The sequence below is a fragment of the Polaribacter gochangensis genome (assembly GCF_046224025.1).
Lineage (GTDB): Bacteria > Bacteroidota > Bacteroidia > Flavobacteriales > Flavobacteriaceae > Polaribacter > Polaribacter gochangensis.
Genome location: NZ_JBJXRF010000002.1, coordinates 812,503 through 837,339 on the forward strand (window position 1 = coordinate 812,503; position 24,837 = coordinate 837,339).

General features: G+C 31.3%; 24 protein-coding genes. 11 read left to right on the top strand and 13 right to left on the bottom strand.

Translation table 11 applies throughout. From position 1 onward, the window contains the following. Positions 1 to 6 precede the first annotated feature (6 nt). The 4 genes from ACEWL1_RS08980 to ACEWL1_RS08995 all read left to right on the top strand — a co-directional run bounded on the left by ACEWL1_RS08980 (position 7) and on the right by ACEWL1_RS08995 (position 5,886). Positions 7 to 825 (top strand): peptidase associated/transthyretin-like domain-containing protein, encoded by an 819-nt coding sequence (locus ACEWL1_RS08980; RefSeq protein ID WP_409232963.1) that lies wholly within the window; start codon positions 7 to 9, stop codon positions 823 to 825. Positions 826 to 874: 49 nt separating this feature from the next. After that, positions 875 to 1,372 carry a DUF6702 family protein gene (locus tag ACEWL1_RS08985; RefSeq protein WP_409232964.1) on the top strand — a complete coding sequence of 166 codons (498 nt, stop codon included), beginning with the start codon at positions 875 to 877 and terminating at the stop codon, positions 1,370 to 1,372. Positions 1,373 to 1,404: 32 nt separating this feature from the next. Continuing rightward, positions 1,405 to 3,528, top strand: coding sequence for a M1 family metallopeptidase (locus ACEWL1_RS08990; RefSeq protein ID WP_409232965.1), 2,124 nt, complete (start codon positions 1,405 to 1,407; stop codon positions 3,526 to 3,528). 150 nt (positions 3,529 to 3,678) lie between these two features. Continuing rightward, positions 3,679 to 5,886 carry a M1 family metallopeptidase gene (locus tag ACEWL1_RS08995; RefSeq protein ID WP_409232966.1) on the top strand — a complete coding sequence of 736 codons (2,208 nt, stop codon included), beginning with the start codon at positions 3,679 to 3,681 and terminating at the stop codon, positions 5,884 to 5,886. A 69-nt stretch (positions 5,887 to 5,955) separates the two neighbouring features. Here the strand turns inward: ACEWL1_RS08995 and lgt are convergent, their stop codons facing one another. The 6 genes from lgt to ACEWL1_RS09025 all read right to left on the bottom strand — a co-directional run bounded on the left by lgt (position 5,956) and on the right by ACEWL1_RS09025 (position 11,362). Continuing rightward, complete coding sequence (gene lgt / locus ACEWL1_RS09000) at positions 5,956 to 6,804, bottom strand: prolipoprotein diacylglyceryl transferase (protein ID WP_409232967.1); 849 nt, start codon at positions 6,802 to 6,804, stop codon at positions 5,956 to 5,958. A gap of 143 nt (positions 6,805 to 6,947) precedes the next feature. Then, positions 6,948 to 7,181, bottom strand: a complete 234-nt coding sequence (gene yidD, locus ACEWL1_RS09005) for a membrane protein insertion efficiency factor YidD (protein ID WP_409232968.1) — start codon at positions 7,179 to 7,181, stop codon at positions 6,948 to 6,950. 87 nt (positions 7,182 to 7,268) lie between these two features. Beyond that, the gene (cysS, locus tag ACEWL1_RS09010; protein WP_409232969.1) at positions 7,269 to 8,750 is read right to left on the bottom strand and encodes a cysteine--tRNA ligase; all 1,482 of its coding nucleotides are present in this window, start codon (positions 8,748 to 8,750) and stop codon (positions 7,269 to 7,271) included. A 108-nt stretch (positions 8,751 to 8,858) separates the two neighbouring features. Beyond that, complete coding sequence (locus ACEWL1_RS09015; RefSeq protein ID WP_409232970.1) at positions 8,859 to 10,283, bottom strand: hypothetical protein; 1,425 nt, start codon at positions 10,281 to 10,283, stop codon at positions 8,859 to 8,861. Then, positions 10,264 to 10,818: a hypothetical protein gene (locus ACEWL1_RS09020; protein ID WP_409232971.1), complete on the bottom strand. Its 555-nt coding sequence runs from the start codon at positions 10,816 to 10,818 to the stop codon at positions 10,264 to 10,266. The genes ACEWL1_RS09015 and ACEWL1_RS09020 overlap by 20 nt, the downstream gene beginning before the upstream one ends. Next, positions 10,802 to 11,362, bottom strand: a complete 561-nt coding sequence (locus ACEWL1_RS09025) for an RNA polymerase sigma factor (protein WP_409232972.1) — start codon at positions 11,360 to 11,362, stop codon at positions 10,802 to 10,804. Before ACEWL1_RS09025 ends, ACEWL1_RS09020 begins: the two co-directional genes overlap by 17 nt. Positions 11,363 to 11,463: 101 nt before the next feature. On the opposite strand from ACEWL1_RS09025, the gene meaB reads away from it, so the two are divergent. The 5 genes from meaB to ACEWL1_RS09050 all read left to right on the top strand — a co-directional run bounded on the left by meaB (position 11,464) and on the right by ACEWL1_RS09050 (position 17,523). Next, a complete protein-coding gene (gene meaB, locus ACEWL1_RS09030) occupies positions 11,464 to 12,534 on the top strand; it encodes a methylmalonyl Co-A mutase-associated GTPase MeaB (RefSeq protein WP_409232973.1) in 1,071 nt (356 codons plus the stop codon). A gap of 3 nt (positions 12,535 to 12,537) precedes the next feature. Next, positions 12,538 to 13,968, top strand: coding sequence for a bifunctional metallophosphatase/5'-nucleotidase (locus ACEWL1_RS09035; protein WP_409232974.1), 1,431 nt, complete (start codon positions 12,538 to 12,540; stop codon positions 13,966 to 13,968). 149 nt (positions 13,969 to 14,117) lie between these two features. Then, on the top strand, positions 14,118 to 14,717 hold the full coding sequence (locus ACEWL1_RS09040; protein ID WP_409232975.1) for a SatD family protein: 600 nt from the start codon (positions 14,118 to 14,120) through the stop codon (positions 14,715 to 14,717). After that, a complete protein-coding gene (locus ACEWL1_RS09045) occupies positions 14,714 to 15,424 on the top strand; it encodes a DUF3307 domain-containing protein (RefSeq protein ID WP_409232976.1) in 711 nt (236 codons plus the stop codon). Before ACEWL1_RS09040 ends, ACEWL1_RS09045 begins: the two co-directional genes overlap by 4 nt. 98 nt (positions 15,425 to 15,522) lie before the next feature. Continuing rightward, on the top strand, positions 15,523 to 17,523 hold the full coding sequence (locus tag ACEWL1_RS09050; protein ID WP_409232977.1) for an LTA synthase family protein: 2,001 nt from the start codon (positions 15,523 to 15,525) through the stop codon (positions 17,521 to 17,523). Between the two features lie 101 nt (positions 17,524 to 17,624). On the opposite strand, the gene ACEWL1_RS09055 is transcribed toward ACEWL1_RS09050, so the two are convergent. From ACEWL1_RS09055 to ACEWL1_RS09075, 5 genes are read right to left on the bottom strand one after another with little or no spacing between them, the layout of a single operon-like run. Then, positions 17,625 to 18,188, bottom strand: coding sequence for a phosphatase PAP2 family protein (locus ACEWL1_RS09055; protein ID WP_409232978.1), 564 nt, complete (start codon positions 18,186 to 18,188; stop codon positions 17,625 to 17,627). Positions 18,189 to 18,191: 3 nt separating this feature from the next. Continuing rightward, the gene (locus tag ACEWL1_RS09060) at positions 18,192 to 19,265 is read right to left on the bottom strand and encodes a peptidylprolyl isomerase (RefSeq protein WP_409232979.1); all 1,074 of its coding nucleotides are present in this window, start codon (positions 19,263 to 19,265) and stop codon (positions 18,192 to 18,194) included. Positions 19,266 to 19,281: 16 nt separating this feature from the next. Continuing rightward, complete coding sequence (locus ACEWL1_RS09065) at positions 19,282 to 20,007, bottom strand: FKBP-type peptidyl-prolyl cis-trans isomerase (protein WP_409232980.1); 726 nt, start codon at positions 20,005 to 20,007, stop codon at positions 19,282 to 19,284. 3 nt (positions 20,008 to 20,010) lie between these two features. Then, complete coding sequence (gene gldI / locus ACEWL1_RS09070; protein WP_409232981.1) at positions 20,011 to 20,547, bottom strand: gliding motility-associated peptidyl-prolyl isomerase GldI; 537 nt, start codon at positions 20,545 to 20,547, stop codon at positions 20,011 to 20,013. Then, positions 20,537 to 21,568: a DHH family phosphoesterase gene (locus tag ACEWL1_RS09075; protein WP_409232982.1), complete on the bottom strand. Its 1,032-nt coding sequence runs from the start codon at positions 21,566 to 21,568 to the stop codon at positions 20,537 to 20,539. Before ACEWL1_RS09075 ends, gldI begins: the two co-directional genes overlap by 11 nt. Positions 21,569 to 21,646: 78 nt before the next feature. Here ACEWL1_RS09075 and ACEWL1_RS09080 point away from each other — a divergent pair, with 78 nt between their 5' ends. Together ACEWL1_RS09080 and ACEWL1_RS09085 are read left to right on the top strand one after the other, a co-directional pair. Beyond that, a complete protein-coding gene (locus ACEWL1_RS09080) occupies positions 21,647 to 22,648 on the top strand; it encodes an alkaline phosphatase D family protein (RefSeq protein WP_409232983.1) in 1,002 nt (333 codons plus the stop codon). 53 nt (positions 22,649 to 22,701) lie between these two features. Then, positions 22,702 to 23,121, top strand: a complete 420-nt coding sequence (locus tag ACEWL1_RS09085; protein WP_409232984.1) for a nucleoside-diphosphate kinase — start codon at positions 22,702 to 22,704, stop codon at positions 23,119 to 23,121. A 159-nt stretch (positions 23,122 to 23,280) separates the two neighbouring features. Here ACEWL1_RS09085 and ACEWL1_RS09090 read toward each other — a convergent pair whose 3' ends face one another. Both ACEWL1_RS09090 and recF read right to left on the bottom strand, forming a co-directional pair. After that, positions 23,281 to 23,577 (bottom strand): DUF721 domain-containing protein, encoded by a 297-nt coding sequence (locus tag ACEWL1_RS09090; protein WP_409233047.1) that lies wholly within the window; start codon positions 23,575 to 23,577, stop codon positions 23,281 to 23,283. A gap of 114 nt (positions 23,578 to 23,691) precedes the next feature. Beyond that, the gene (recF, locus tag ACEWL1_RS09095; RefSeq protein ID WP_409232985.1) at positions 23,692 to 24,771 is read right to left on the bottom strand and encodes a DNA replication/repair protein RecF; all 1,080 of its coding nucleotides are present in this window, start codon (positions 24,769 to 24,771) and stop codon (positions 23,692 to 23,694) included. Positions 24,772 to 24,837: the final 66 nt, after the last annotated feature.

Genomic DNA, 24,837 nt, shown 5'->3' on the forward strand with positions numbered 1-24,837 from the left:
TACTAAATGGTAAAAAAAATACTCTCACTTTTTTTCTTTTATCTCATAATTCAAAATTCTTTTTCACAAGAAAATAGAGTAGATATAAATGGTATTGTTATCAATCCTTCTTCAAAAAGAATTAAAAATTCTCATATTTTAAATCTATCAACCCGAAAAGGAACTGTGTCAAATAATGAGGGTTCTTTTACAATTAAAGCAAAAGTTGGTGATTGGATTCAGGTAACAAACATCCAGTATCAAGTCAAAAAAATTAGAATTACAACAGGCGTTATTAAAGAACACTTTTTACGTGTTTTTCTTTTTCCTGCAATCAACCTATTAGACGAAGTTGAGGTTAAAAAGAAAATGAAAGGACATCTAACATTAGATAGAATTGGTAACAAAAAAGATTCTATTGAAGAAAAAATGAAAGGCTTAATTGATCTCATTTTGGCTATGGGTTATGCTAATATTATGAACATGGGAATTGGTAATGACGAACGCCATCTACAAAAACCATCTGTAACTCCAGGTATACTTCCGGGTTTAAAGGGAGTTGGCGGGAGTGCTACAATTCCTTATGCAGATTTAAAAAAGAAGAGAGCAAACAGAAAAAAAATAAACTTTAAAGAGCAATTTCCAGAAAATCTTAAAAACCTATTTGGCGAACATTTCTTTTTTGTTCAATTAAAAATTCCGAAAGAAAAGTATTATCATTTCTTAGCATATTGTAATCCGATGGGAATAGAGGAATTGTATAAAAACAAAAAACACCTCGATATTCTTAAAATTTTGTTAAAAGAAAGTAAATCATATCTTCTTCTCGTAGAAAACAGTAAATAATTTGTGTAAGAGAGTTTATTTGTTCAAATTTACATACAATTACCACTTAATGAGAACAAAAAAGCTACTGCAACTATTGTTAATAGTTCCATTATTTGCTTTTACAGCACATAAATATTATTTGAGTTTAACTCAAATTGAATACAATTCTAAAAATAAATCTGTAGAAGTAATCATCAATGTTTTTATTGATGATATAGAAACTGCACTAACTAAAATTCATGATAAAAAGTTTGAGTTAGACACAAAAAATGAATTTGCAGATTCTGACACCTATTTTTTTGAGTATTTACAAAAACATGTAAATTTTAAAATTGATGGTAAAGCTTACAGCTATAATTACTTAGGTAAAGAATACGATGGTGATGTGGTATTTTTCTATTTAGAAATTAAAAATGTTCCACCTTTAAAAGAAATTGCCATAGACAATACTATTTTATTAGAACATTTTCCAGATCAACAAAACTTGGTAAAATCTAAAGTCAATAAAAAACACAAGAGCGTTTTATTGACAAAAAGAAAACAAATAGGTACATTAAAATATTAACACAAATCACTAATTAAACAAAACTCAATAGTATGAAAAAACTCGGATCACTAGTTCTCTCACTAGTATTTGTTGCGGCTTCTTCTTTTGCACAACAAAAGAAAACCCAGCAAGGGCACACAAACCAGAACAAGTTTAAACAACTTAAAGATGTTTTAGCAACACCCACAAGTCAAAGAACTGCTTCTGGAGCGCCAGGAATAAAATACACTCAACAAAAAGTTGATTATGTAATGGACATCGTTTTGGATGACGATAAAGAAACAATTACAGGAAGCGAAACAATTACGTATCACAACAATTCAGAAGACGAATTGCCCTATTTATGGTTACAATTAGACCAAAATATGCGTGCTGCAGATTCTAAAACTCCAGATATCAATCCAAATAGAATTCCTAAAGGACTTTCTAAAGATAGATATGACAAAACCTATGAGGATAAACCTTTTGATGGTGGATTTAAAATTATGAGCGTTACAAATGTTGATGGAAGCGATTTATCGCATACCATCAATCAAACTATGATGCGAATCAATTTAGCTAAGCCATTGGCAGCAGGAGAAAAATTTCAGTTTAAAATTAAATGGTGGTACAAAATCAACAATCACAGAACACAAGGTGGAAGATCTGGTTTTGAGCTATTTCCTGATGGAAACAAAAACTACGTAATAGCACAATTTTTTCCAAGATTATGTGTGTATGATAATGTAGAAGGTTGGCAAAATGACCAATTCTGGGGAAGAAGTGAATTTGCTTTAGAATTTGGAGATTATACAGTAAATATTACTACTCCAGACGATCATATGTTAGGAGCAACTGGGCGTTTATTAAACGAAAGTGACGTATTAACAAGAACGCAACAAAGAAGATTAGCACAAGCTAGAAAATCTTTTAAAGATCCAGTTGTAATACATACTCAAGAAGAAGCAACAAAAATTGAAAAGAAAAGGTCTAAGAAAACAAAAACTTGGAAGTTTCACGCAGAAAATGTTAGAGATTACGCATTTGCTAGTTCTAGAAAGTTTATTTGGGACGGAATGGCTGTTGACATCAACGGTAGAACTGTAATGGCATACTCTTATTATTCTAGAGAAGCAAATTCTTTATACGGAGATCACTCTACAAGAGCTGCTGCACAAACCTTAAAAACATATTCTAAATATACATTTGATTATCCATATCACAAAGCAATTTCTGTAGATGGACAAATGGGAATGGAATACCCTATGATTGCATTTAATCCTGGAAGACCAAATGCAGACGGAACCTATACAGACAGACAAAAATACAGAATGCTTGGAACAACAATTCATGAAGTTGGACACAATTTTTTTCCAATGATTGTAAATTCTGATGAGCGTCAATGGACTTGGATGGACGAAGGTTTAAATTCTTATATGCAAATGTTAGCCATGAGAGATTACGAAAAAGATTATCCTTTAGGAAGAGGTTTGCCTAAAAATATTGTACCGTATATGAGCGGAGATCAATCTAGAATTGCTCCAATTATGTCTAAAGGAGATAATGTGTATAGTTTTGGTGCAAATGCTTACGCTAAGCCAGCAACAGCCTTATGGATTTTACGTGAAACAATTATGGGACACGAATTATTTGATCATGCCTTTAGAACGTATTCTCAACGTTGGATGTTTAAACACCCAACTCCGGCTGATTTCTTTAGAACTATGGAAGATGCATCTGGTATCGATTTAGATTGGTTTTGGAGAGGATGGTTTTACACAACTGATGTTACTGACATCGGAATTAAAAGTGTAAAAAAATTCTATGCAAAGTCTGGTGGAGATCGAGTGGAATTTGTGGAAGACACCACTGAAGGAGCAAGCTTTAAAAAAGGAAAAGGAGCAAATTCTAAATATTTTTATGAAGTTACTTATGATAAACCAGGAGGATTGGTAATGCCAATTATTGTTGAGTTTACGTATAAAGACGGAACAAAAGAAAGAAAAACATATCCTGCTCAAATTTGGAGATTGAATGACAATCAGGTTACAAAAGCAATAAATTCTGATAAAGAAATTACAAATATTACTGTAGACCCTGATTTAGAAACTGCCGATGTTGATATGACAAACAATAGCTGGCCAAAGAAACAAGACAATAAATTTGGTAAGTTTAAAAAGAAAATTAAAGGATAAACCTCATTAGAATAGATAAAAAAAGCGATGTGATTTTACATCGCTTTTTTTATTCAATATTGTTTAGCTTTTTAAAATATGATATGAAACAGCTTTTATTTAACTAATAATTGTTACTTTTCAAGATTATAATTAAAAACAAATACTTAAATGAAAAAAATCGGATTACTTCTATTTTCTGTTTTCTTTGTAGTTGCAGCTGGGTTTGCCCAAGAAACTAAAAAGAAAACTCAAAAAGGACACACAGATCAGAACAAATTTAGACAAATGAAAGATGTTCTGGCAACGCCAAATACAGTTCATACTGCTTCTGGAACTCCAGGTCATGAATATACTCAACAAAAAGTTGATTATGTTATGGACATTCGCTTAGACGAAGATGCAAATCGTATTTATGGAGACGAAACTATTACTTACCACAACAATTCTAAAGATCATTTAGAATATTTATGGGTTCAGCTAGATCAAAACATGAGGGCAGATGACTCTAAATCTCCTGATGTAGTTTCTGGTGGAGCATCAGCATTTATTACACCCGATAATTTTAAACAAACCTACATGAAAGAAAAAAAAGGTTTTGGGTTTAATATCGAAATTGTAGAAAGTAATGGTAAACCATTATCGCATTTTATCAATAGAACAATGATGCGTATTAATTTACCAACTGCTTTAGCTCCAGGAAAAACATTTAAATTTAGAATTAAATGGAATTATAAAATAAATGACATCAATAAAGATGGTGGTAGATCTGGTTTAGAAACTTTTCCTGATGGAAATAACAACTATACAATTGCACAGTTTTTTCCACGTTTAGCAGTATATAACAATGTAGAAGGATGGCAAAATATGCAATTCTGGGGAAGAAGTGAATTTGCACTAGAATTTGGAGATTATGATGTAAAAATTACAGTTCCTGCTGATCATATTATGGAAGCAACTGGTGAGTTACAAAACGAAAAAGAGGTGTTGACAAGAACACAACGTAATCGTTTTGAAAAAGCTAGAAAAACTTTTGATAAACCAGTAATTATTGTTACTCAAAAAGAAGCTGAAAAAACAGAGAAAGGACGTTCTAAAAAAATGAAAACTTGGCATTTTAAAACAAAAAGAGTGCGTGATTTTGCTTTTTCAACATCTCGTAAATATATTTGGGATGCTATGGCTGTTAATATAAATGGTAAAACTGTAATGGCTACTTCTTTATATCCAAAAGAAGGAAATCCTTTATGGGAAGAGCATTCTACAAGAGCAGTTGCTAATACATTAGTAGAATACTCTAAATTAACTTTTGATTATCCGTATAGCAAAGCTGTTTCTGTACATTCTGAAAGACAAGGAATGGAGTACCCAATGATTTGTTTCAACTTTGGTCGTCCAAACCCTGATGGAAGCTATTCTGACAGAACTAAAAAAGGAATGATTGGTGTTATTATACATGAAGTTGGTCATAACTTTTTTCCAATGATTGTGAACTCAGATGAACGTCAATGGACTTGGATGGATGAAGGTGTAAATTCTTTTGTAGAAATTTTAGCTTCATTAAAATATGATCCAGAATTATTTGCAATAAACCCAGCAAAAAATATCACAAGATATATGGGAGGAGATCAATCTAACATTTCTCCTATTATGTCTCAAGGAGATTACGTAAAACAATTTGGACCAAACGCTTATACAAAACCAGCAGCTGGTTTATATATGTTAAGAAAAACAATTATGGGACCAGAATTATTTGATCATGCTTTTAGAACGTATTCTCAACGTTGGATGTTTAAACACCCAACTCCAGCAGATTTCTTTAGAACTATGGAAGATGCATCTGGAATGGATTTAGATTGGTTTTGGAGAGGTTGGTTTTACACAACAGATGTAACCGATATTGGAATTAGTAAAGTAACTCCTTTATATATAACCGATAAACAAAGTGATAGAATTAAAAACATTATTAAATCAAACCCAGCTGCTAAATCGTATTTTGATGGTTTAGGAGAATTAGTTTATGTTACAGATAAAAAAGAAGATGCAAACCCAGGTATTTTAAAGAAACATGTAAAAGATGGTAAAGATATTCCTGCTTATATGTATCAGGTAGAATTTGAAAAACCAGGAGGTTTGGTAATGCCAATTATTGTGGAACTTACTTATGCAGACGGAACAAAAGTAAGAAAAACGTTTCCTGCTCAAATTTGGATGAAAGATGACAATAAAGCAATGAGAGTTTTTGCTTCTACTCAAGAAATAAAGAGTATTGTAGTAGATCCAGATTTAGAAACTGCAGATGTAGATACATCAAACAATAGCTGGCCTAAAAAGGAAGAAACGAAGTTTGATAAGTTTAAAAACAAAGTAAAAGGTTAAAATCATTTTTCTTATAAAAACTAAAAGCCCAATCGTTCGATTGGGCTTTTTTATGAAGTAAATTAAAAATTATTTTTTACTCTTAAAGATTAAGAACAACCCAATTAATACTAATGGAATACTCAATACTTGCCCCGTATTTAATGAATTAAACACCCAATCTTCACGTCCATCTACTTGGGCTTCTTTTAAAAATTCGATTACAAAACGCAATGCCCACAATACCGCAAAGAAAATTCCGAATAAATATCCCGATTTTTCTTTTGCATCTGTTTTCCAATACATTCTCCAAAGGATAATGAACAATATTAAATAACTAAATGCTTCATACAATTGTGTTGGATGTCTTGGAATGGTTTCTCCTGCCTTTTTAAAGATTATACCAAAACTACTTTCTGTAGGTTTCCCATAAATTTCAGAATTAAAAAAGTTACCCATTCTAATAAAGAAACCAGCTAAAGCAACCATAATTCCCATTCTGTCTAAAATAAATAAGAATGGTTTATTGATTATTTTTTTACTGTAAAAATACAAAGCTGCTATAATTCCGACTGCTGCACCATGACTTGCAAAACCTGTATAACCTGTAAATTCCCAACCTTTAATCAAACCAAAAAGAGCCGTTGAATTTGAATTTTCTTTAAATGGTAAAATAATTTCTAATAAGTGATGTTGGTAATAATCCCAACTATAAAAAAACACATCTCCAAGACGCATTCCTACTAACATAGAAATAAACGTGTACATAAAAAGTGCATCTAGTTTTTCTACAGGAATTTTATCTTCAATATAGATTTTTTTCATCAATCGCAATCCTAAAACAAAAGCAACAACAAACATTAAACTATACCATCTAATTACAAAAAAACCTAAATCGATTCCTAATGATGGATCCCAAACTATTGATAAAAAACTCATATTCTATGTTTTATTTGTCAGGTCGAGCGAAGTCGAGACCTATTTATTTCGCTAATTTATAAAAAACAACTCGAGAAACTGCGTTTCATACCTTCATTCAAAATATATTTTGATTTTAGTAGTGCTCGAGGTGATACAATGTATTATTCTTTCTTTTCCGGAACCGGATCATACCCTTGTCCGCCCCAAGGATGACAACTAAATATTCTTTTTATTGCCAACCAACCACCGCTAAACAAACCGTGTTTTTGTAATGCTTCTACTGTATAATGAGAACATGTTGGTGTATACCTGCAAGTTGATGGCGTATAAGGAGAAATTGCTGCTTGATAAAAACGAACTAATAGAATAAACGGATATGTTAAGATTTTTTTCATTTACTGAAATTGAGATTTCTCGACTCCGCTTGAAATGACAATCCGTTGATGCTTTGAAATTCGTAATTCATAATTCGTAATTCGTAATTAGTTAATTGAAAAAGAAGTTCCATCTCTTCCGTCTTTTAACTGAATTCCTAGGGCTAACAATTCATCTCTTATTTGATCTGAAAGCGCCCAATCTTTATTATCTCTTGCTTCTTTTCGCAATTTAATCAACAACTCCACTACTCCGTCAATTTTATCAGAACTATCTTGTTTTGTTTCATTGGTCAATCCCATGACGTCAAAAACAAAAGCATTGATTGTCTTTTGGAATTCTACTAAATCTCCAGCAGTAATAGTTGCTTTTTGCTCTTTTAATTGATTGATAACTTTAACAGCTTCAAATAAATGTGCAATTAAAATGGGTGTATTAAAATCGTCATTCATCGCGTCATAACATTGCTGTTTCCAAGCAGAAACATCAAAAGTTGACGTTTTACTTGTTTGAAGATTTGACAATGAATTTACCGCATCCATCAATTTATAATAGCCTTTTTCTGATGCTTCTAAGGCATCACTCGAAAAATCTAAAATACTTCTATAATGCGCTTGCATATTAAAAAATCGAACAACGCTCGGAGCAAATGCTTTACTTAGAATAGTGTTTTCTCCTGTTAAAATTTCATTTGGCAACACAAAATTCCCTGTTGATTTTGCCATTTTCTGGCTATTTAACAACAACATATTTGCGTGCATCCAATAATTTACGGGTTTGTGTCCGCTACACGTTTGCGATTGCGCAATTTCACATTCGTGATGTGGAAACTTTAAATCCATTCCACCTCCATGAATATCAAATTGTTCTCCTAAATATTTGGTGCTCATTACAGAACATTCTAAATGCCAACCAGGGAAACCATCAGACCAAGGCGATGGCCAACGCATAATATGTCTTTCATCTGCTTTTTTCCACAATGCAAAATCTTGCGGATTTTTCTTATCCGATTGTCCGTCTAAAGCTCTGGTATTATGAATGGCATCTTCCATTTTTCTTCCTGAAAGAATTCCGTAATTATTTCCGCTTTTGTTATATTTTAACACATCAAAATATACAGAACCGTTCACTTCATAAGCAAAACCTTTGTCTATAATTTCTTTAATCATTTCAATCTGTTCTACAATATGTCCGGTTGCAGTTGGCTCAATACTTGGTGGCAAAAAATTATATTTTCCTAAAGTTTCATGGAAATCAACTGTGTATCGTTGCACCACTTCCATCGGTTCAATTTCTTCTATTCTTGCTTTTTTAGAAATTCTGTCTTCACCTTCATCAGCATCATTCTCTAAATGACCAGCATCGGTAATATTACGCACATAACGCACTTTATATCCTAAATGCAGTAAATAACGAAACACCATATCAAACGACATAAATGTTCTTACGTTTCCTAAATGAACATTGCTATAAACAGTTGGGCCACAAACATACATGCCAACACGGCCTTCTGTAAGTGGTTTAAAAAGCTCTTTGCTTTTGCTAAGTGAATTGTAAATTTTAAGCTGATTCTCTTTATAGATTTCCATTAATTAATGTGCATTTTTAGAAATGTAAAGATAGGAAGTTTTACGGAAAGAGAAAATGGGAATTTGTTAGAAGTTTGATAAAATATAAAGTCGTTTTTGCTCCATAATTTATTGTTTTTTAATAATGATTTTACTTTGATTACCCTTAATTGACACACTACTATTCTTTAGAGTAAAATTGCCGTTTAAAGAAAAACTCTTAGAAATATTTTTATTAGAATCTACATTACTAGCATTTAAAATTTTTAAATTTTCTTTTAGATTTTTTAAATCTAATGTTACATCAGAAAAACTTAAATCAAGTTTAAAATTTTGTAAACCAGAAACTACTTCTGAGATCAACAACTCGCCAAACTTGCTTGTTAAATCTACATTATTATCTAACTTTTTAATAGTTAAACCAGAAGAATTAGACAATAATTTGGTATTGATAACCGATGCAATTGTTGCATCGGTTATGTTGTTTAAAGATAAAGTACTTGCAGACAAAACGTCTACATTTACTGGAGCGTAATAGATATCTAAAACTCCTCCATTTATTTCGTCAGACTTAAAAGAACCGTAAGAAACTTTACCTGAAGTTTTACCTTTTGGCAGTTGTACTTTACTGTGTCTTGTATTTAAATTAAAGGTTGCATTAGCAGGAACTTTAATGGTGATTTTTCTTGTAATTTTTACGTTCTTTTTACTTTTACCATCTTCTATCGTAATTACATTATCTCCATTTTTATATTGATTTTCCAATTTAAACTTCAACTTTTTAATGCTTTCTTTTGCTTTTGCTAAGTTTGCTTTTAGCTTTTCTTTATCAATTTTTTCATATTGAATCTTCGCTCTTTTAATCGTTTCTTCAATCATTTTTTTATCGACTTTTTTGATACCTTCCTGCGCTTTTTTGAGTCCTTGTTTTATATCCGCTTTCATGTCTTCAAAATCTTTCGACTTTTTAAATTTTTCCCATTCTTCTTTGGTTTTAATTACAATTGTTTTCTGTTTTCCGTTTGATTTATAAGAAAAGGTTTTTGTATCATCTTCATCAAACTCATGATTGTTTAACTCATCATCAATGTTATTAAACATTTCATCAAAATCGATATGAATTTCAGGAATTTTAATTTCTGGCATTTCAAACTCTGGAATGTTGATATCGAAATTCAATTCTGGAATTACAATGTCTTTAAAATCAAAATCGAATTTAAAATCGTTGCCTCCAAAATGTAAAAATTGATTGGCATTTGCGTTTACTTGAACTTTACTTTTATTTCCTAAGGCTTCAAATTCCCAACCTTTTAAGAATTTTTCTGCTTCTTTTTTAGACAATCCTTCTACGGTAATTACTGCCTCTACAGCAACCTCGTTTCGGTTCCACGTAGTTACATTAATATCTGCATTGGTTGCATTTATAGCAAGAACTACGTCTTTATTTACGGTGAAATTTTCTGTGAATTTTTTATCAAATTTTTGTGCATGTAAACTGCTTATCAAAAAAGCTGCAATCAAAAATCCAATACTTTTATAAGTTTTGAGTTTCATTTTGTGTGGAATTTAATTTTTTTAAATCGTTTAACTGTTTTTTTAATCGCTGCAATAACTGTAATCTTAATTGCAAATTGTTTATCAATGCATTGATGATTTCATCATTAACTCCTTTTGTATTGAGCTCTGTAGTTAATGATTTGTATTCAGTGGTTAGCTCGCCAATTTTGGCTAAATACCCCTCTAGAATTTCTTTATTAGAATTGTTTACACTTAAATTACTAATTTCGTAATTGATGGTGCTTACATAATAATTTTCTATAGATTTTAACTCAGGTGATAAACTTCCTAAACTAATTTCTTTGGTTGGTTTACTATCTTTTGATGTTGTTTCTATTCCAAAATAACCAATTGCTAAACTCACAATGATTACAACAGAAGCTGCCACTTGCAACCATTTATAAGTTCTCTTTTTTGGTTGATGATGTACTTCTTTCTGCAATCTATCTTCAAATTTATTTCTGTGATTTGCCGATAAAGAAACGTCTTCGTTTTTATAATTTTTCATGATCTCTCTAATATCCTTCGACATAATTTTGTTCTTTTAAAAGTTCTTGTAATTGCTTTTTTCCTCTCATTAAATGCGTTCTCGAAGCAACTTCTGTAATTCCTAATACTTGTGCTATTTCTTGATGATCGTATCCTTCTAATAAATATAATGACAACACCACTCTGTATTTTTCTTTTAAACTTTTGATGGCATTCACAATAAAATCTGCTTGTAAACTATGCGCAATACTCCAATCTTCATTTTCCTCAACTCGTTCATACACCTCATCATTTAAAGAAACTATTTCTAACTTTCTTTTCTTTAACCAATCTAAACTATTGTTAATTACAATTCGTTTTAGCCAAGCTCCAAAAGTGACTTCTCCTTTAAAAGAATTGATATTTTGGAACGCCTTGATAAATGAATCTTGCATAATATCTTCTGCAACAAAAGTGTCTTTTACATATCTGTTTGCTATGATACACATTGCTTTGCAATACAAATCATACAATTGCATTTGCGCTTTTGCATCCTTATTTTTACAAGCATCAATTAAATGATTGTGTACTTCTTTTGTTTGATTCATTAGTTGATTAATTACCTTAAAGACGAAGCTTTTTCGGCTGTGTTGCAAAATGCAATTAATTTATTCATAAATTTACACTAATTATTTTGTCAACTCTATTTATGACTCAGAAAAAAAAATCTGCACTACAAGAAAAACAAGGCGTTAAACAACTAGAAACGACCAGTAGTTCTGCTGCACAACAAATTAAAAAAAGCAGAAAAAAACAATTTACTGTGGATGAGTTTGTGACAAATATTACTGCTGGAGATATTCCTTTTTTAAGTAGAGCGATTACGTTGGTAGAAAGCACCAATGCAACACATCAAGAAAAAGCCAACGAAATTTTAGAACGTTGTTTGCCTTTTGCAAATACATCAGTTAGAATCGGAATTACCGGCGTTCCTGGAGTTGGAAAAAGTACCTTTATAGAAAGTTACGGAAAACACTTAACCAAACAAGGAAAAAAAGTGGCTGTCTTAGCTATTGATCCAACAAGTTCTATTAACAAAGGAAGTATTTTAGGCGATAAAACTCGAATGGAAGAGCTTGTGACTGACATAAATGCGTTTATCAGGCCTTCGCCTTCTGGAACTTCGTTAGGTGGTGTTGCTCAAAAAACACGCGAAAGTATTATTCTTTGTGAAGCAGCTGGTTTTGATACAATAATTATTGAAACAGTTGGTGTCGGACAATCAGAAACTGCAGTGCATTCTATGGTAGATTTCTTTTTACTACTAAAAATTGCTGGCGCTGGAGACGAATTACAAGGTATTAAACGCGGAATTATAGAAATGGCAGACGCAATTGTCATCAATAAAGCTGATGGGCAAAACGTACAAAATGCCAAAATTGCAAAAACAGAATTTAATAGAGCGTTGCATTTGTATCCGCCAAAAGAAAGCACTTGGCAACCAAAAGTATTAACGTGCAGCGCAATAGAACACAACGGAATTGCAGAAATTGACGCAATGATTTCTTCTTATTTAGAAATCACTTGTAAAAATGAGTATTTTGCAAAACGAAGAAACGAGCAAAATATGTATTGGTTAAAAGCAACAATAGAGCAACAGTTAAAAGATAATTTTTACGCAAACAGCAACGTGAAAAATCAGCTAGCAACAGAAATTAAAAACTTAGAAAAAGGAATCACAACTCCTTTTAATGCCGCAAAAAAACTTTTAAAGTTATAAAAAATGAAATCCTTCTATAAAATACTGCTATTTACTTTTCTACTTGTTACGTCTTGTACTAATGGTCCATCTTCTGTTCCTGCTGAAATAATCGATAAGAAATTAACCATTTTTATTACCAATGACATTCACGGTAAAATAGACAATTTTGCTAAAGTAAAATATTTGGTAGATGAAGAGAAGAAGAAAACCAATGTGCTTTTAACCAATTCTGGAGATATTTTTTCTGGAAATCCGATTGTAGATAATTATCCACAAAAAGGGTTTCCGATTATCGATTTAATGAACCAAGTTGGCTATGATATTTCTGTGATTGGAAATCACGAATTTGATTACGGAGAAGCCAATTTAAGAGACAGAATGGAGCAAGCTAGTTTTAAATGGGTTTGTGCAAATGTAGAAACCAGCGCTTCGGTTATTCCGCAACCACCAGCGTATACATCAATAACAGTAGACGGAATTAAAGTAAGCTTTTTAGGTTTGGTTGAAACCGACGGAAAAGAAAATGACATCATTCCTTCTACGCATCCTTGGCGCGTTAAAAACTTAACCTTTCAAAATCCAGAAGATATTGTTCGCAATTATGAAAATGTAAAAAACCAAGAAAATGCTGATTTATTTATCGCTTTAACACATATCGGACATACAAAAAATAATTCTTTAGGCGATTTTCAATTGGCACAACAATTCCCTATTTTTGATTTGATTATTGGCGGACATTCAAACGGAAAAATTAATACAGTTATCAATGAAATTCCCGTTTTTCAAGCAGGAAATAATTTAAATTATATTGGTAAAATTGAATTGGTAATTCGTGATAGAAAAGTGCAAACAATAGATTTTGAATTGATAGATTTAAATGCAATTACACAAGAAGATACTGCTATTAAAACTAGTATAGACACGTACAATGACAATCCGTTTTTTAAAGAAGTAATTGGGTTTTCTCAAGTACATCATTCAAGAGCGCAAGTTGGTGATTTTACTGCAGATGCTTTACGATTGCAAATGGGCGTTGATATTGCGTTTCAAAATACTGGCGGAGTTCGCGCAAATTTAGATCAAGGCGATATCACAAAAAAAGAGATTTTTCAAATATTACCATTTAACAATCCAGCTGTAACGTATTCTATGACGGTTGCCGAAATTAAAGCCTTTTTAAAAGGTTCTGGAACCGGTTTGTATTATGCAGGTGTTACGTTCGAAAAAGTAAATGCGGATATTGTTGTAAGAGATTTAAACGGTACTATAATTCCAGATGCTACTTCTTTAACTGTTGGAGTAAACGATTATATTCCTGCGGTGTACGACATGTATTTTCCTGCTTCAAAAATTGTAAGTACAAAAACTGATGCAGAAACTGTAATTGGGTATTTAGAAAACATCAACAGTCAAGTAAACTATTCTGGTAGTAATAATTATTTTAGGTATTAAACTTCTCTATTCTCTTTGTTTATCTCATTCTCATCGAAACATAACAGTCACTAATTCGGATAAATAGCCGATAATCAATAAAATCGGATACAGAGCCGATATGTTTGGATATCGGGTTTAAATGCGATATATTTGTAAGAAACAAAAAAATGATAGCAATAATAACTGGCGATATAATTAACTCAAGAAAAGGAGAGGTTGAAATATGGTTACCTCTACTAAAAGAAGTTTTAAATCAATATGGTCAAGAACCTGCAGATTGGGAAATATTTAGAGGCGATAGTTTTCAATTATCAATCTCCCCAAAAAACGCAATTTTAGCAGCTTTTCATATTAAATCAGCGATTAAACAAACAAAAACACAAGACGTTCGAATGGGAATTGGAGTTGGAGAAATAAAATATAACTCCGATAAAACTACAGAGTCAAATGGCTCAGCTTACGTACGATCAGGAGAATGTTTTGAATCATTAAAAAAACAAACTCTTGCAATTAAATCACACAACCCAGCTTTTGATACAACTTTTAACACAATGCTAGGTTTAGCATTATTAACGGCAAATAATTGGAGTAGTACAGTTTCAGAAGTGATTAAAACAATTATTGAAAACTCTGAAACAAAACAAAAGGAAATCGCAAAGCTTCTAAATAAATCACAAAGTAGTATTAGTGAGGCACTCAAAAGAGGTGGATTTGAAGAAATTATGAATATGAACAGTTATTATAAAACTCAAATTTATAAGTTATGATAATTTTTATAATTCAATTACTAATTGCTCATATAATTGGTGATTTCGTATTACAACCTAATAGATGGGTTAGAGATAAAAACCTAAATAAGCATAAATCAATATTCTTATACCTTCATGGTTTAGTTCATTTAATAGCACTATTTGTATTACTGAAATTTAATTGGTCTTATTGGCCTTATGTATTAGTAATTGTAATTAGCCATGTTGTTATCGATTTGATTAAAATAAACCTTACCAATAAAATAAATAATAGAATGCTATTCTTTTTAGATCAAATATTACATTTGATCATAATAAGTAGTGTTGTCTACATTAAATATCCATACAAAATAAATATCGAGGAGCTATATTCAAAAGAATCTTTACTATTAATACTAGCTTTACTTACTGTTACATTTGTAGCTTCAATTATTATGAAAATGATCATGAGCAAATGGAATTTAGAAGAAGATAACTCTAATGATTCATTACAAAATGCAGGGATGTATATTGGAGTATTAGAACGTCTTTTTGTTTTTAGTTTTATAATATTAAATCAATGGAGTGCAATTGGATTACTGATTGCAGCTAAATCGGTTTTTAGGTTTGGTGACCTTTCAAGGGCAAAAGACAGAAAACTAACGGAATATATGCTTATTGGATCATTAGTTAGTTTTGGTTTATCTATTTTGATAGGATTATCATATAAATATTTAATTACCTAATTCCTAAAATAGCATAAGTGTAGCAAGAACTGAGCTGAAAAACATTCCTTTAGTTCATCAGACAAAATTCAATATCTTTGCTTTTTCTAAAAAACAAGATGCAACAAAGAATACCTACTTATATAAAATACCTTTTTCTACAACTCTTTTCTATTGCAGTTTTTGCATTGTTGTTTCGGTTGGTGTTCTATTTCTTTTTTGCACAATTAAATTCGGTATCAACCTCAGAAATACAACAAGCTTTTGGTTTGGGTATTCGTTTTGATATCAAGTTGGCAACCTTGGTGGTTTTTCCAATAGCAATCTTATTGTTTATTGTCAATCAACGTTTTTTTAAACACACGATTTACAAAAACATTAGCACCATTTATTTTACCGTTTTCTACTTGGTACTCACATTATTTTACTTGGTAGATTTTGGTTATTACGATTATTTAAACATTCGTTTAGATGCTGCTTCGTTGCGTTTTTTAAGCAATCTAGATATTTCTACACAAGTATTGTTTGAAAGTTATCCAGTGTATAAAGGCTTGTTTGGGTTGCTTATTTTAGGAGTTATAATTTATAAATACAACTTGTTTGTCTATACTAAATTTGCTGTAGCTACTACTCCAATTTCTAAAAAGAAGAAAGCCTTTTTTATTGTAATTCCGTTTTTTGTATTGACATTCTTTATTTACAACAGCTTTACGCATTATCCGTTACGTTGGAGTCAGGCGTTCTTTTCTAAAAATCAATCGGTAAATCAGTTTGCGTTGAATCCTATTTTATATTTCTACGACAGTTTTGCGTTTAGAAGTGATGGATTTGACATTGAAAAAACAAAAAAATATTATCCGACAGTTGCCAAACAATTGCACTTACCAAAAGATTCATTATCCTTTCAAAGAAGGGTTTTAAGAAACGATTCTATCACCACAAAACCAAACGTAGTAATTGTAATGCTAGAATCTTTAGGAGCTGCGCCTATGAGTTATTATGGCAATCCAGTGAATACAACTCCGAAGATGGACAGCATTTTAAAACACAGCGCCAATTTTACCAATTTTTACGTGCACAAAGCAGGAACCGCAGGGAGTGTTTTTGCAAGCATTACGGGTTTACCAGATGTAGACAATGTAGAAACGGCATCACGTAATCCGATGGTAATTGACCAACGTATTATTTTTGATCAGTTTGATAATTATGAAAAATTATATTTTTTAGGCGGAAGTGCCAATTGGGCAAATATTCGCGGAATTTTTCAATCGAATATTACCGATTTAAAAATCTTTGAAGAAGGCAGTTATCAAGAAGAAAACCGAGCAGATGTTTGGGGAATTGACGATTACGAATTGTTTAAAGAATCTGACAAAGAATTGCAAAAATTACATCAACAAAACAAACCATTTATTGCGTACATACAAACAGCAACCAATCACATGCCGTTTACAGTTCCTGATCAAAAAGGAAGTTATAGACCTTTAGCAAAAGATGAAATCAGTAAAGAATTGTTAGAAAAATCTGGTTTTAAATCGGTCGCACAAATCAATGCGTTGCGGTATTTAGATTTTAATGTGGATGTCTTTTTAAAACGTGCAAAAGAAGCTGGTTATTACGACAATACTATTTTCTTGTTTTTTGGAGATCATAATACAGCGATGAATCCTGTTGATTTTTTAGCAAAGAAAGAATCCGCTTTAGGAACCGTTGTACATCACGTTCCGTTTTTTATTCACGCTCCAAAACTTATAGCATCAAAAATATATCCGAAGTTTACAAAATTGGTAGATGTTTTACCAACTGCTGCGAGTTTGGCAAACATCAAGTATACAAATTACACCTTGGGTTCTAATGCGTTGGATTCTCTACAAGCAACAGATTTTGCTTTTTTATATCAAGCAATTAATGGCGAACCTGCAATTAGTTTACTACAAAACGATTATTATTATACATTAACCACGGTATCAAATACCTCTGGTTTGTACGATTTTAATGGAGCCGATTTAACGGACATAAAAAAAGACCATCCAAATGTTACCAAACAAATGGATAGCCTTTTAAGAGGTTATTACAATGCTACAAAGTACTTGTATTATAACAACAAGAAAACTAAATAAGTAGTTCTCATTATATTTTCACTATCATTCCGACTGTAAAACGGAGGAATCTCATCAATAAGATTTCTCAACTTCATTTCATTTCGCTCGAAATGACAACTTTACTTTTCAAAAAATTTTCTTGTCAATAATGCTTGCAATTTAAATGCAAAAAAACCTATAATTGTTCCAATGGTTGCGCCAGTTAAGATATCTATCGGAAAGTGAACTCCTAAATACAATCTGCTATACGCAAAGAAAATTGGAAATATAAATATGAATTTCATGTATTTATAACTGTCTTTAAATAAGAAATAAGCAAATACAGAAAATGTCATTGATGTGGTTGCATGACCAGATGTAAAACTATAACTCTGCGGAGTTATCAACGTTCTTAATACAGCATTGATACTTGCATCGTTGTTGGGTCTTAAGCGTTCAAAAATACCACGAATTAGGTTTGTAAATTGATCAGAAAAAGCAATCAATAAGATGACAAAAAGGAAAATAAATCCGCCTTTTTTCCAACCAAATTTCTTAAAAATCAAAAAGATAATCAGCAAAAACAAGGGAGCCCAATTGAATTGATTTGTTATAAACAACCAAAACGGATCCCATTGTTCGCTTCCTAAACTATTTAAATAGATTAGTAATTGTTTGTCTTTTTGTATTAAGATATCAAACATCTATTACTTTCCTACTTTTAAAATTTCTAGTTCAAAAACCAAATCAGATTTTGCAGGGAAAGGTCCGTATGCTTTATCTCCATAACCTAAGTTATAAGGGATAAATAAACGAGCTTTATCTCCTTCTCTCATTTCTAAAATTGCTTCATTAACTCCCGGAATCATTGGTTGTTGACTTAATGTAAATGTAAAAGGATCTCTACCAAATGTAGATTGAATTGATTTTCCATCAGCTAACAACATGTTATAATGAATTGTTGTTTGTGTAGTTGGAGAAAACTTTTTTCCTTTTCCTTTTTTAAGTGTTAAAATATGTAAACCTGAAGCTGTTTTTTTTGCTTTATCAATTCCTTGTGCTTTCTGAAAAACTTCTTTGTCTATTAAAAACTGATTGTATCTAGCAACTTCAGCTTTTTCAGCTTCTTCGATTCTTTTTTGTTTTGCAGCTACAGAATTTTTCATTTCTGTTTCAAACACTTTTGCTGCATCAAATTTGTTTGCTCTACTTCCAACTCTAATTATGGTTACATGTTTAATGGTGTCTCTTGCTTCAATTAGATTTACAATGTCTTGTCCCATTTCAACTTTTCCGAAAATAGAATGAATTCCGTCTAACCAAGGCGTTTCTTTATGTGTGATAAAAAACTGACTACCATTTGAACCTGGGCCACCATTTGCCATAGATAATACACCAGCAGCATCATGTTTGTATTTAAGATTTCCTAAAGAATCTCTTGGAAATTCATCTTCAAATTTATAACCAGGACCACCAGACCCGTTTGCTAAAGGATCTCCACCTTGAATCATAAAATCTTTTAAAACTCTATGAAATAATAATCCGTCATAATATTTTTTACCCTTTAATGAATCTGTAACACTTGGATTATCACCTTCTGCTAAAGAAACGAAGTTAGAAACTGCCAAAGGCACATCTTCTTGGTATAATTTTAACACAATGTCTCCTTTATTTGTTTCAATATCTGCATATAACCCGTCTTTTAAGTCAGGGTATTTTGCTGGTTTACAAGCAGCCACAAGTAATATTGCAACTACAAAAAATAATTTAAAAAATTTCATAATTTGTATTGATTGTTTATTTAGTTTTTACGATTTCTATCAATTCTATATCAAATACCAATGCAGTAAATGGCTGAATTAATTTGCTTTTATACGTTGAACCATAAGCCAGTTCTTGCGGAATAAAGAAACGATATTGAGCACCTTCTTTCATTAATTGCAATCCTTCTGTCCAGCCTTTTATAACACCGTTTACTTTAAATTCTGAAGGTTTTTTATTGCTTCTAGTGCTTTCAAAAACAGCTCCGTTAATTAATTTTCCTGTATAATGCACCTTTACTGTTGAAGCTTCAGTTGGTTTCTCTCCTTTTCCTTCTTTTAAGACTTTGTATTGCAATCCACTTTTTGTGGTAATTATTCCATCCTTATTCTTATTATAGGCTAAAAACTCTTCTCCTAACCTTTTAACTTCTCCAAATTTTTTCTCAACTGCCGCTTTAGATTCTAATTGTTGCCTATTTATTTCTTCGATTCTTCTTTGTTGTGCATACGCATTTATAATGGTTAAATCTTGAGGTTTTAATAATAAACCAGAAGAGTCTATGGCATTTAAATAACCTTGGATAAATAAGTCTGAATCTAATTTTCCAAAGTTGTCTTTTAGCTTCACTGCCAAGTCAACTCCTAAAGCATAACTAACAGAATCTATTTTTGAATCTAATTTTTTTGTGTTGTAGTTGTTTTTACAAGAAACTATTGATAAACTTAATAATGCAAATATTAATAATTTAAAAATTTTCATTTTTTAATTTTGTTTGATTGATATTAATGTTACTGTACTTTTTATTGTTTGATTGATTCCTATTTTATGTTCATCGCCCACCAAGCCAAAAGCTCTGTATGACGGAATGACAAAAGTAATGGTTTCTCCTATTTTCATCAACTTAATTCCTTCTTGTATCCCTGGAATAAAGTCTTCTTTGTCTATTTTATAATTCTTAATTCCTAATTCTTCTTTAGTGTAAAAAACGCTGCCGTATAAATCTGTTATATCGTAAGATATTTCTACAACATCACCAATTTTAGGAGTTGGTGATTCTGTTTCTTTCTTTGTAACATAAGAATACCAAAACCCGTTAGTTGCAACATTATATTGCTTGGTAGAATCTTGTGCAAGATAGTTTTCTATAACATTATTTTCTAATGCAATCAACTTTTTATTTTGTTCTATTGTTTCAGAAAATATAGTTGCGGTTTTTTGAATAACAGGTCTTCTTGCTTCTTGCTCTTTACAAGAAAAAAGTAATATTACACATAACAGCAAAATGGTATTATGCTTCATAAGAATTCTGTAATTCATTTTTATAATTTGGTAATAATGATGTAAAATACGCAACTGTTTTTTTAAGCGAAAGATCAGATTTTCCTCCAGCTGCATTATCGTGTCCGCCACCATTAAAATAATTTCTTGCAAACTGATTTACAGAAAACTCACCTTTAGAACGGAAAGATATCTTAATTATTTTTTGCTCTTCATCTTCAATAAAAATGGCTGCAAAAACAATATCATGTAAAGAAAGTGCATAATTTACAACTCCTTCTGTATCTCCTTTTTTATAATTAAATTTCTTCTTTTCTTTTTCAGAAAGCGTGATAAAAGCCGTTTTATATTCTGGAAAAATCTTTAAATTGGTTAATGCTTGTCCGAGTAACAACAATCTATTGTACGAATTAGCATCATATACATTGCTGTGAATTTTATCATTTTCTGCTCCTTTTTCAATTAATTTAGCAACAATTCTATGTGTTTCACTTGTTGTAGATCTAAAACGAAACGATCCTGTATCAGTCATTATTCCTGTGTACAAACACGTCGCCATATCTTTTGTAATTGCATCGGTATCATGTAACATATCAAAAAAATGATACACCATTTGCGCTGTAGAACAAATTGAAGTGTCAGAATATAAATAGGTAGCAACGCCATCTGGTTGTTGATGATGATCTATCATAGCAAAATCATTTTCATAAGTTTCTAACGTTTTTGCCATGTCGTCTCCAACTCTATGCAACGCATTAAAATCTAGTAAAAAAATAATATCAGAAGTATCAATCGCTCTTTTTGCTTGTTTATTTTGCTTGTCAAATAAAATCACATCCTCACTTCCTGGCAACCAACGTAAAAAATCTGGATACTCATTTGGTGCAACAACTGTTGCAGAATGTTTCTTAGAATTAAAGTATTGGCATAACGCCAACGTTGAACCCATTGCATCTCCGTCTGGGTTTCTGTGTGGTACAATCACAATGTTTTTTGGGGTTGATAAAAACGATTGTAATTTATGTAATTGTCCTTTCTCCATAAGTTGCGAATATACGATATAATCCTAAATTTGCTAAACAATTAAATCTTACATTTGTGTTAAATCAATCGTGAAAAAATGAAAAAAATCATCTATTTAATAACGATCTTATTCATCTTTAGTTGCAATACTAAAAATAAAGAGTTTATCATTTCTTTTGGCTCCTGCAACAAACAATATGTAGAAAATATTTTATGGCAAGAAATTGCTAAAAATAATCCTGAAGTTTGGATTTGGGGCGGAGACAATGTCTATTCTGATACTGATAGTATGCCCAAATTAAGAGCAGATTACAACATGCAATGGAATCAAAAAGGATACAAAGAATTTATCAGTTCTGTGGATGTTTTAGCAACTTGGGACGATCATGATTATGGCTTAAATGATGGCGGAGTTGAATTTTATAAAAAGAAAGAAAGTCAACAAGAGTTTTTAGATTTTTTAAAAGTTCCTAAAGAGGATGCTAGAAGAAAACAAGAAGGAGTTTATCACACAAAAACTTACAGAACCCAACAAGGAAGTATTAAAGTAATTGTGTTAGATACACGTTATTTTAGAAGCGGATTAACCATTTCTGAAGATAAAAGCAAAAGATATCAACCAAATAAATATGGAGAAGGAACAATGTTAGGAGAACAACAATGGCAATGGTTTCAAAAGGAATTATCAAATTCAAAAGCAGACTTTAATGTGGTTGTAAGCAGTGTTCAGTTTTTATCATACAAACATGGCTTTGAATCTTGGGGAACTTTTCCGCACGAAGTAGATAAAATGAAAAACATTATTAAATCTTCCAATGCAAAAGGCGTTGTAATTATATCAGGAGATAGACATATTTCCGAATTTTCTGCAACAAAAATAGAAGGTTTAAAATATCCTTTAGTAGATTTTACATCAAGCGGATTAACACATTCTTATACTGGCTTTAAAGGTGAAGAAAATCCAGATAGAATTGGAAAGGTTGTGCCAGAATTAAGTTTCGGAATCTTGAAATTTGATTTTAAAACACATAAAATTACCATGCAAATGCGCGGAAAAGACAATATTTTACAACAAGAATACACTCAAAGTTATAATTAACTTGTAATTAACAGATAAAAGAGTATTTTTGCACAAAATTTTTAAAAATAAAGATGGCAACAAATAGAACATTTACAATGATTAAGCCTGATGGCGTTGAAAACGGACACATCGGAGCAATCTTAGAAAAAATTAACGCAGCAGGGTTTAGAATTGTTGCTTTGAAATTAACTCAAATGACAAAAGCAGATGCTGAAGCTTTTTACGCTGTGCATAACGAGCGTCCATTTTTTGGTGAGTTAGTAGAATTTATGACTCGCGGAGCAATTGTTGCCGCGATCTTAGAAAAAGACAACGCAGTTGAAGATTTTAGAGCATTAATTGGTGCTACAAATCCAGCTGAAGCTGCAGAAGGAACCATCAGAAAATTATACGCAACTTCTATCGGAGAAAATGCTGTACATGGTTCTGATTCTGATGAAAACGCTGCTATTGAAAGCGCTTTTCACTTTGCTGGAAGAGAATTATTTTAAGGATTATATCCTAATAAAAACGCTTAACTATAAAAACTCGTTGCCATGGCAACGAGTTTTTTTGTTTTAAAATAAGTACTTCTAAAAAAGCCTTAGACTCCGCTCAGGCAAACAACCATATATTCATTATAATTATTCTTTGTCATCTGATAACTGATATCAAACCAACATAATTTTAGAAATCAACTCCTCGCCCATTTCTTCGTTCATCAATTTGATAATTTTTTCTTTTCCGTAACTCAACTCTTCACGTAAAACAGAAGACGATAAAGAAATGACCAAGGTTTTATTTTGCAACTGTACTTTTTCTGTATACGAAACCACACCTTGTCCCATTAGTTTCGCCCAAACTTCTTCTATTTTTAGTTTTTGCATTCCTTTAGAAAGGTTGTTCTCTTTAATAAAAGAGCCCATTAAATCTTTTACCGAAAAAGCATCATTTTCTCTTTTTGCCATGGTTTTATTTTTTGTCATTGCGAAGTTTTTGATAAAAAACTGTGGCAATCTCATTACTTATAAATTGATTACTTTGTACCTCTTAAACTTTGTATCTTTGCAACTTTTTCAAACCTACAACTTAAACATCTGATACGGTTTGTTACTCTTTTTAATAACTTCTTCTGTTCTATCTGCGTGTGTGTCGGTAATAAATATTTGTCCAAACTCATCTTTATTTACCAGTTTAATAATTTGGGAAACTCTGTGTTCGTCTAATTTATCAAAAACATCATCCAATAACAAAATTGGCACTACAGAAGCTTGTTCTTTTATAAACTGAAACTGTGCTAACTTTAATGCAATTAAATACGATTTCTGTTGACCTTGAGAACCAAACTTCTTAATAGGATAACCACCAATCTCAAAACTTAAATCGTCTTTATGAATTCCTACTGAAGTATACTGTAAAATTTTATCTTTTTCTAAGCTTTGGGTTAATAGTTTTTCAAAAGATAGGGCTTCTAACTGACTTTTATATACCAAATTCACCACTTCTTTATCTTCAGAAATTATTTGATACTTCTCATTAAATATTGGTACAAAGCGATCTAAAAACTTTTTGCGTTTGTTATAAATAATCGTTCCGAAAGAAATGAGTTGTTCGTCGTAAATTTTTAAATTCAACGCATCAAAAATTCTATTTGCTGCAAAATATTTTAACAACGCATTTCGCTGACTTACTACTTTATTATATTGAATTAAACTTTGCAAGTATTCTTTGTCTTGCTGAGAAATTACTCCGTCTATAAATTTTCTTCTGGTTTCGCTTCCTTCAACAATTAAATCTCTATCAGCAGGCGAAATAATGACCAACGGTAATTGTCCAATATGTTCAGAAAATTTGTCGTAGGCTTTGCCATTTCTTTTCAATACTTTTTTCTGTCCTTTTTTTAAACTGCACACAATTTTTTCTTCTCTTTCTCCTAAAATATAGTTACCTTCTATCATAAAAAAATCTTCTCCGTGTCTAATATTCTGCAAAGCAACTGAATTAAAGTAACTTTTTGCAAAAGACAAATAATAAATAGCATCTAAAACATTGGTTTTACCAACGCCATTATTACCCACAAAGCAATTTATTTTCTCCTGAAAATCAAATGTTTGAGAAGAAATATTTTTAAAATTGACCAAAGAAATTTTTTGTAAATACATGTATATCTATTATCAAAAGTAAGAAATCGCAAATTATTGAAAATTTAGCGAATTATCTGTTTTTAA

Excerpts from the sequence above, each read along its gene's own strand:
- ACEWL1_RS08980 (WP_409232963.1), top strand. The coding sequence starts at position 7 with ATGGTAAAAAAAATACTCTCACTTTTTTTCTTTTATCTCATAATTCAA.
- ACEWL1_RS08985 (WP_409232964.1), top strand. The coding sequence starts at position 875 with ATGAGAACAAAAAAGCTACTGCAACTATTGTTAATAGTTCCATTATTT.
- ACEWL1_RS08990 (WP_409232965.1), top strand. The coding sequence starts at position 1,405 with ATGAAAAAACTCGGATCACTAGTTCTCTCACTAGTATTTGTTGCGGCT.
- ACEWL1_RS08995 (WP_409232966.1), top strand. The coding sequence starts at position 3,679 with ATGAAAAAAATCGGATTACTTCTATTTTCTGTTTTCTTTGTAGTTGCA.
- lgt (WP_409232967.1), bottom strand. The coding sequence starts at position 6,804 with ATGAGTTTTTTATCAATAGTTTGGGATCCATCATTAGGAATCGATTTA.
- yidD (WP_409232968.1), bottom strand. The coding sequence starts at position 7,181 with ATGAAAAAAATCTTAACATATCCGTTTATTCTATTAGTTCGTTTTTAT.
- cysS (WP_409232969.1), bottom strand. The coding sequence starts at position 8,750 with ATGGAAATCTATAAAGAGAATCAGCTTAAAATTTACAATTCACTTAGC.
- ACEWL1_RS09015 (WP_409232970.1), bottom strand. The coding sequence starts at position 10,283 with ATGAAACTCAAAACTTATAAAAGTATTGGATTTTTGATTGCAGCTTTT.
- ACEWL1_RS09020 (WP_409232971.1), bottom strand. The coding sequence starts at position 10,818 with ATGTCGAAGGATATTAGAGAGATCATGAAAAATTATAAAAACGAAGAC.
- ACEWL1_RS09025 (WP_409232972.1), bottom strand. The coding sequence starts at position 11,362 with ATGAATCAAACAAAAGAAGTACACAATCATTTAATTGATGCTTGTAAA.
- meaB (WP_409232973.1), top strand. The coding sequence starts at position 11,464 with ATGACTCAGAAAAAAAAATCTGCACTACAAGAAAAACAAGGCGTTAAA.
- ACEWL1_RS09035 (WP_409232974.1), top strand. The coding sequence starts at position 12,538 with ATGAAATCCTTCTATAAAATACTGCTATTTACTTTTCTACTTGTTACG.
- ACEWL1_RS09040 (WP_409232975.1), top strand. The coding sequence starts at position 14,118 with ATGATAGCAATAATAACTGGCGATATAATTAACTCAAGAAAAGGAGAG.
- ACEWL1_RS09045 (WP_409232976.1), top strand. The coding sequence starts at position 14,714 with ATGATAATTTTTATAATTCAATTACTAATTGCTCATATAATTGGTGAT.
- ACEWL1_RS09050 (WP_409232977.1), top strand. The coding sequence starts at position 15,523 with ATGCAACAAAGAATACCTACTTATATAAAATACCTTTTTCTACAACTC.
- ACEWL1_RS09055 (WP_409232978.1), bottom strand. The coding sequence starts at position 18,188 with ATGTTTGATATCTTAATACAAAAAGACAAACAATTACTAATCTATTTA.
- ACEWL1_RS09060 (WP_409232979.1), bottom strand. The coding sequence starts at position 19,265 with ATGAAATTTTTTAAATTATTTTTTGTAGTTGCAATATTACTTGTGGCT.
- ACEWL1_RS09065 (WP_409232980.1), bottom strand. The coding sequence starts at position 20,007 with ATGAAAATTTTTAAATTATTAATATTTGCATTATTAAGTTTATCAATA.
- gldI (WP_409232981.1), bottom strand. The coding sequence starts at position 20,547 with ATGAAGCATAATACCATTTTGCTGTTATGTGTAATATTACTTTTTTCT.
- ACEWL1_RS09075 (WP_409232982.1), bottom strand. The coding sequence starts at position 21,568 with ATGGAGAAAGGACAATTACATAAATTACAATCGTTTTTATCAACCCCA.
- ACEWL1_RS09080 (WP_409232983.1), top strand. The coding sequence starts at position 21,647 with ATGAAAAAAATCATCTATTTAATAACGATCTTATTCATCTTTAGTTGC.
- ACEWL1_RS09085 (WP_409232984.1), top strand. The coding sequence starts at position 22,702 with ATGGCAACAAATAGAACATTTACAATGATTAAGCCTGATGGCGTTGAA.
- ACEWL1_RS09090 (WP_409233047.1), bottom strand. The coding sequence starts at position 23,577 with ATGGCAAAAAGAGAAAATGATGCTTTTTCGGTAAAAGATTTAATGGGC.
- recF (WP_409232985.1), bottom strand. The coding sequence starts at position 24,771 with ATGTATTTACAAAAAATTTCTTTGGTCAATTTTAAAAATATTTCTTCT.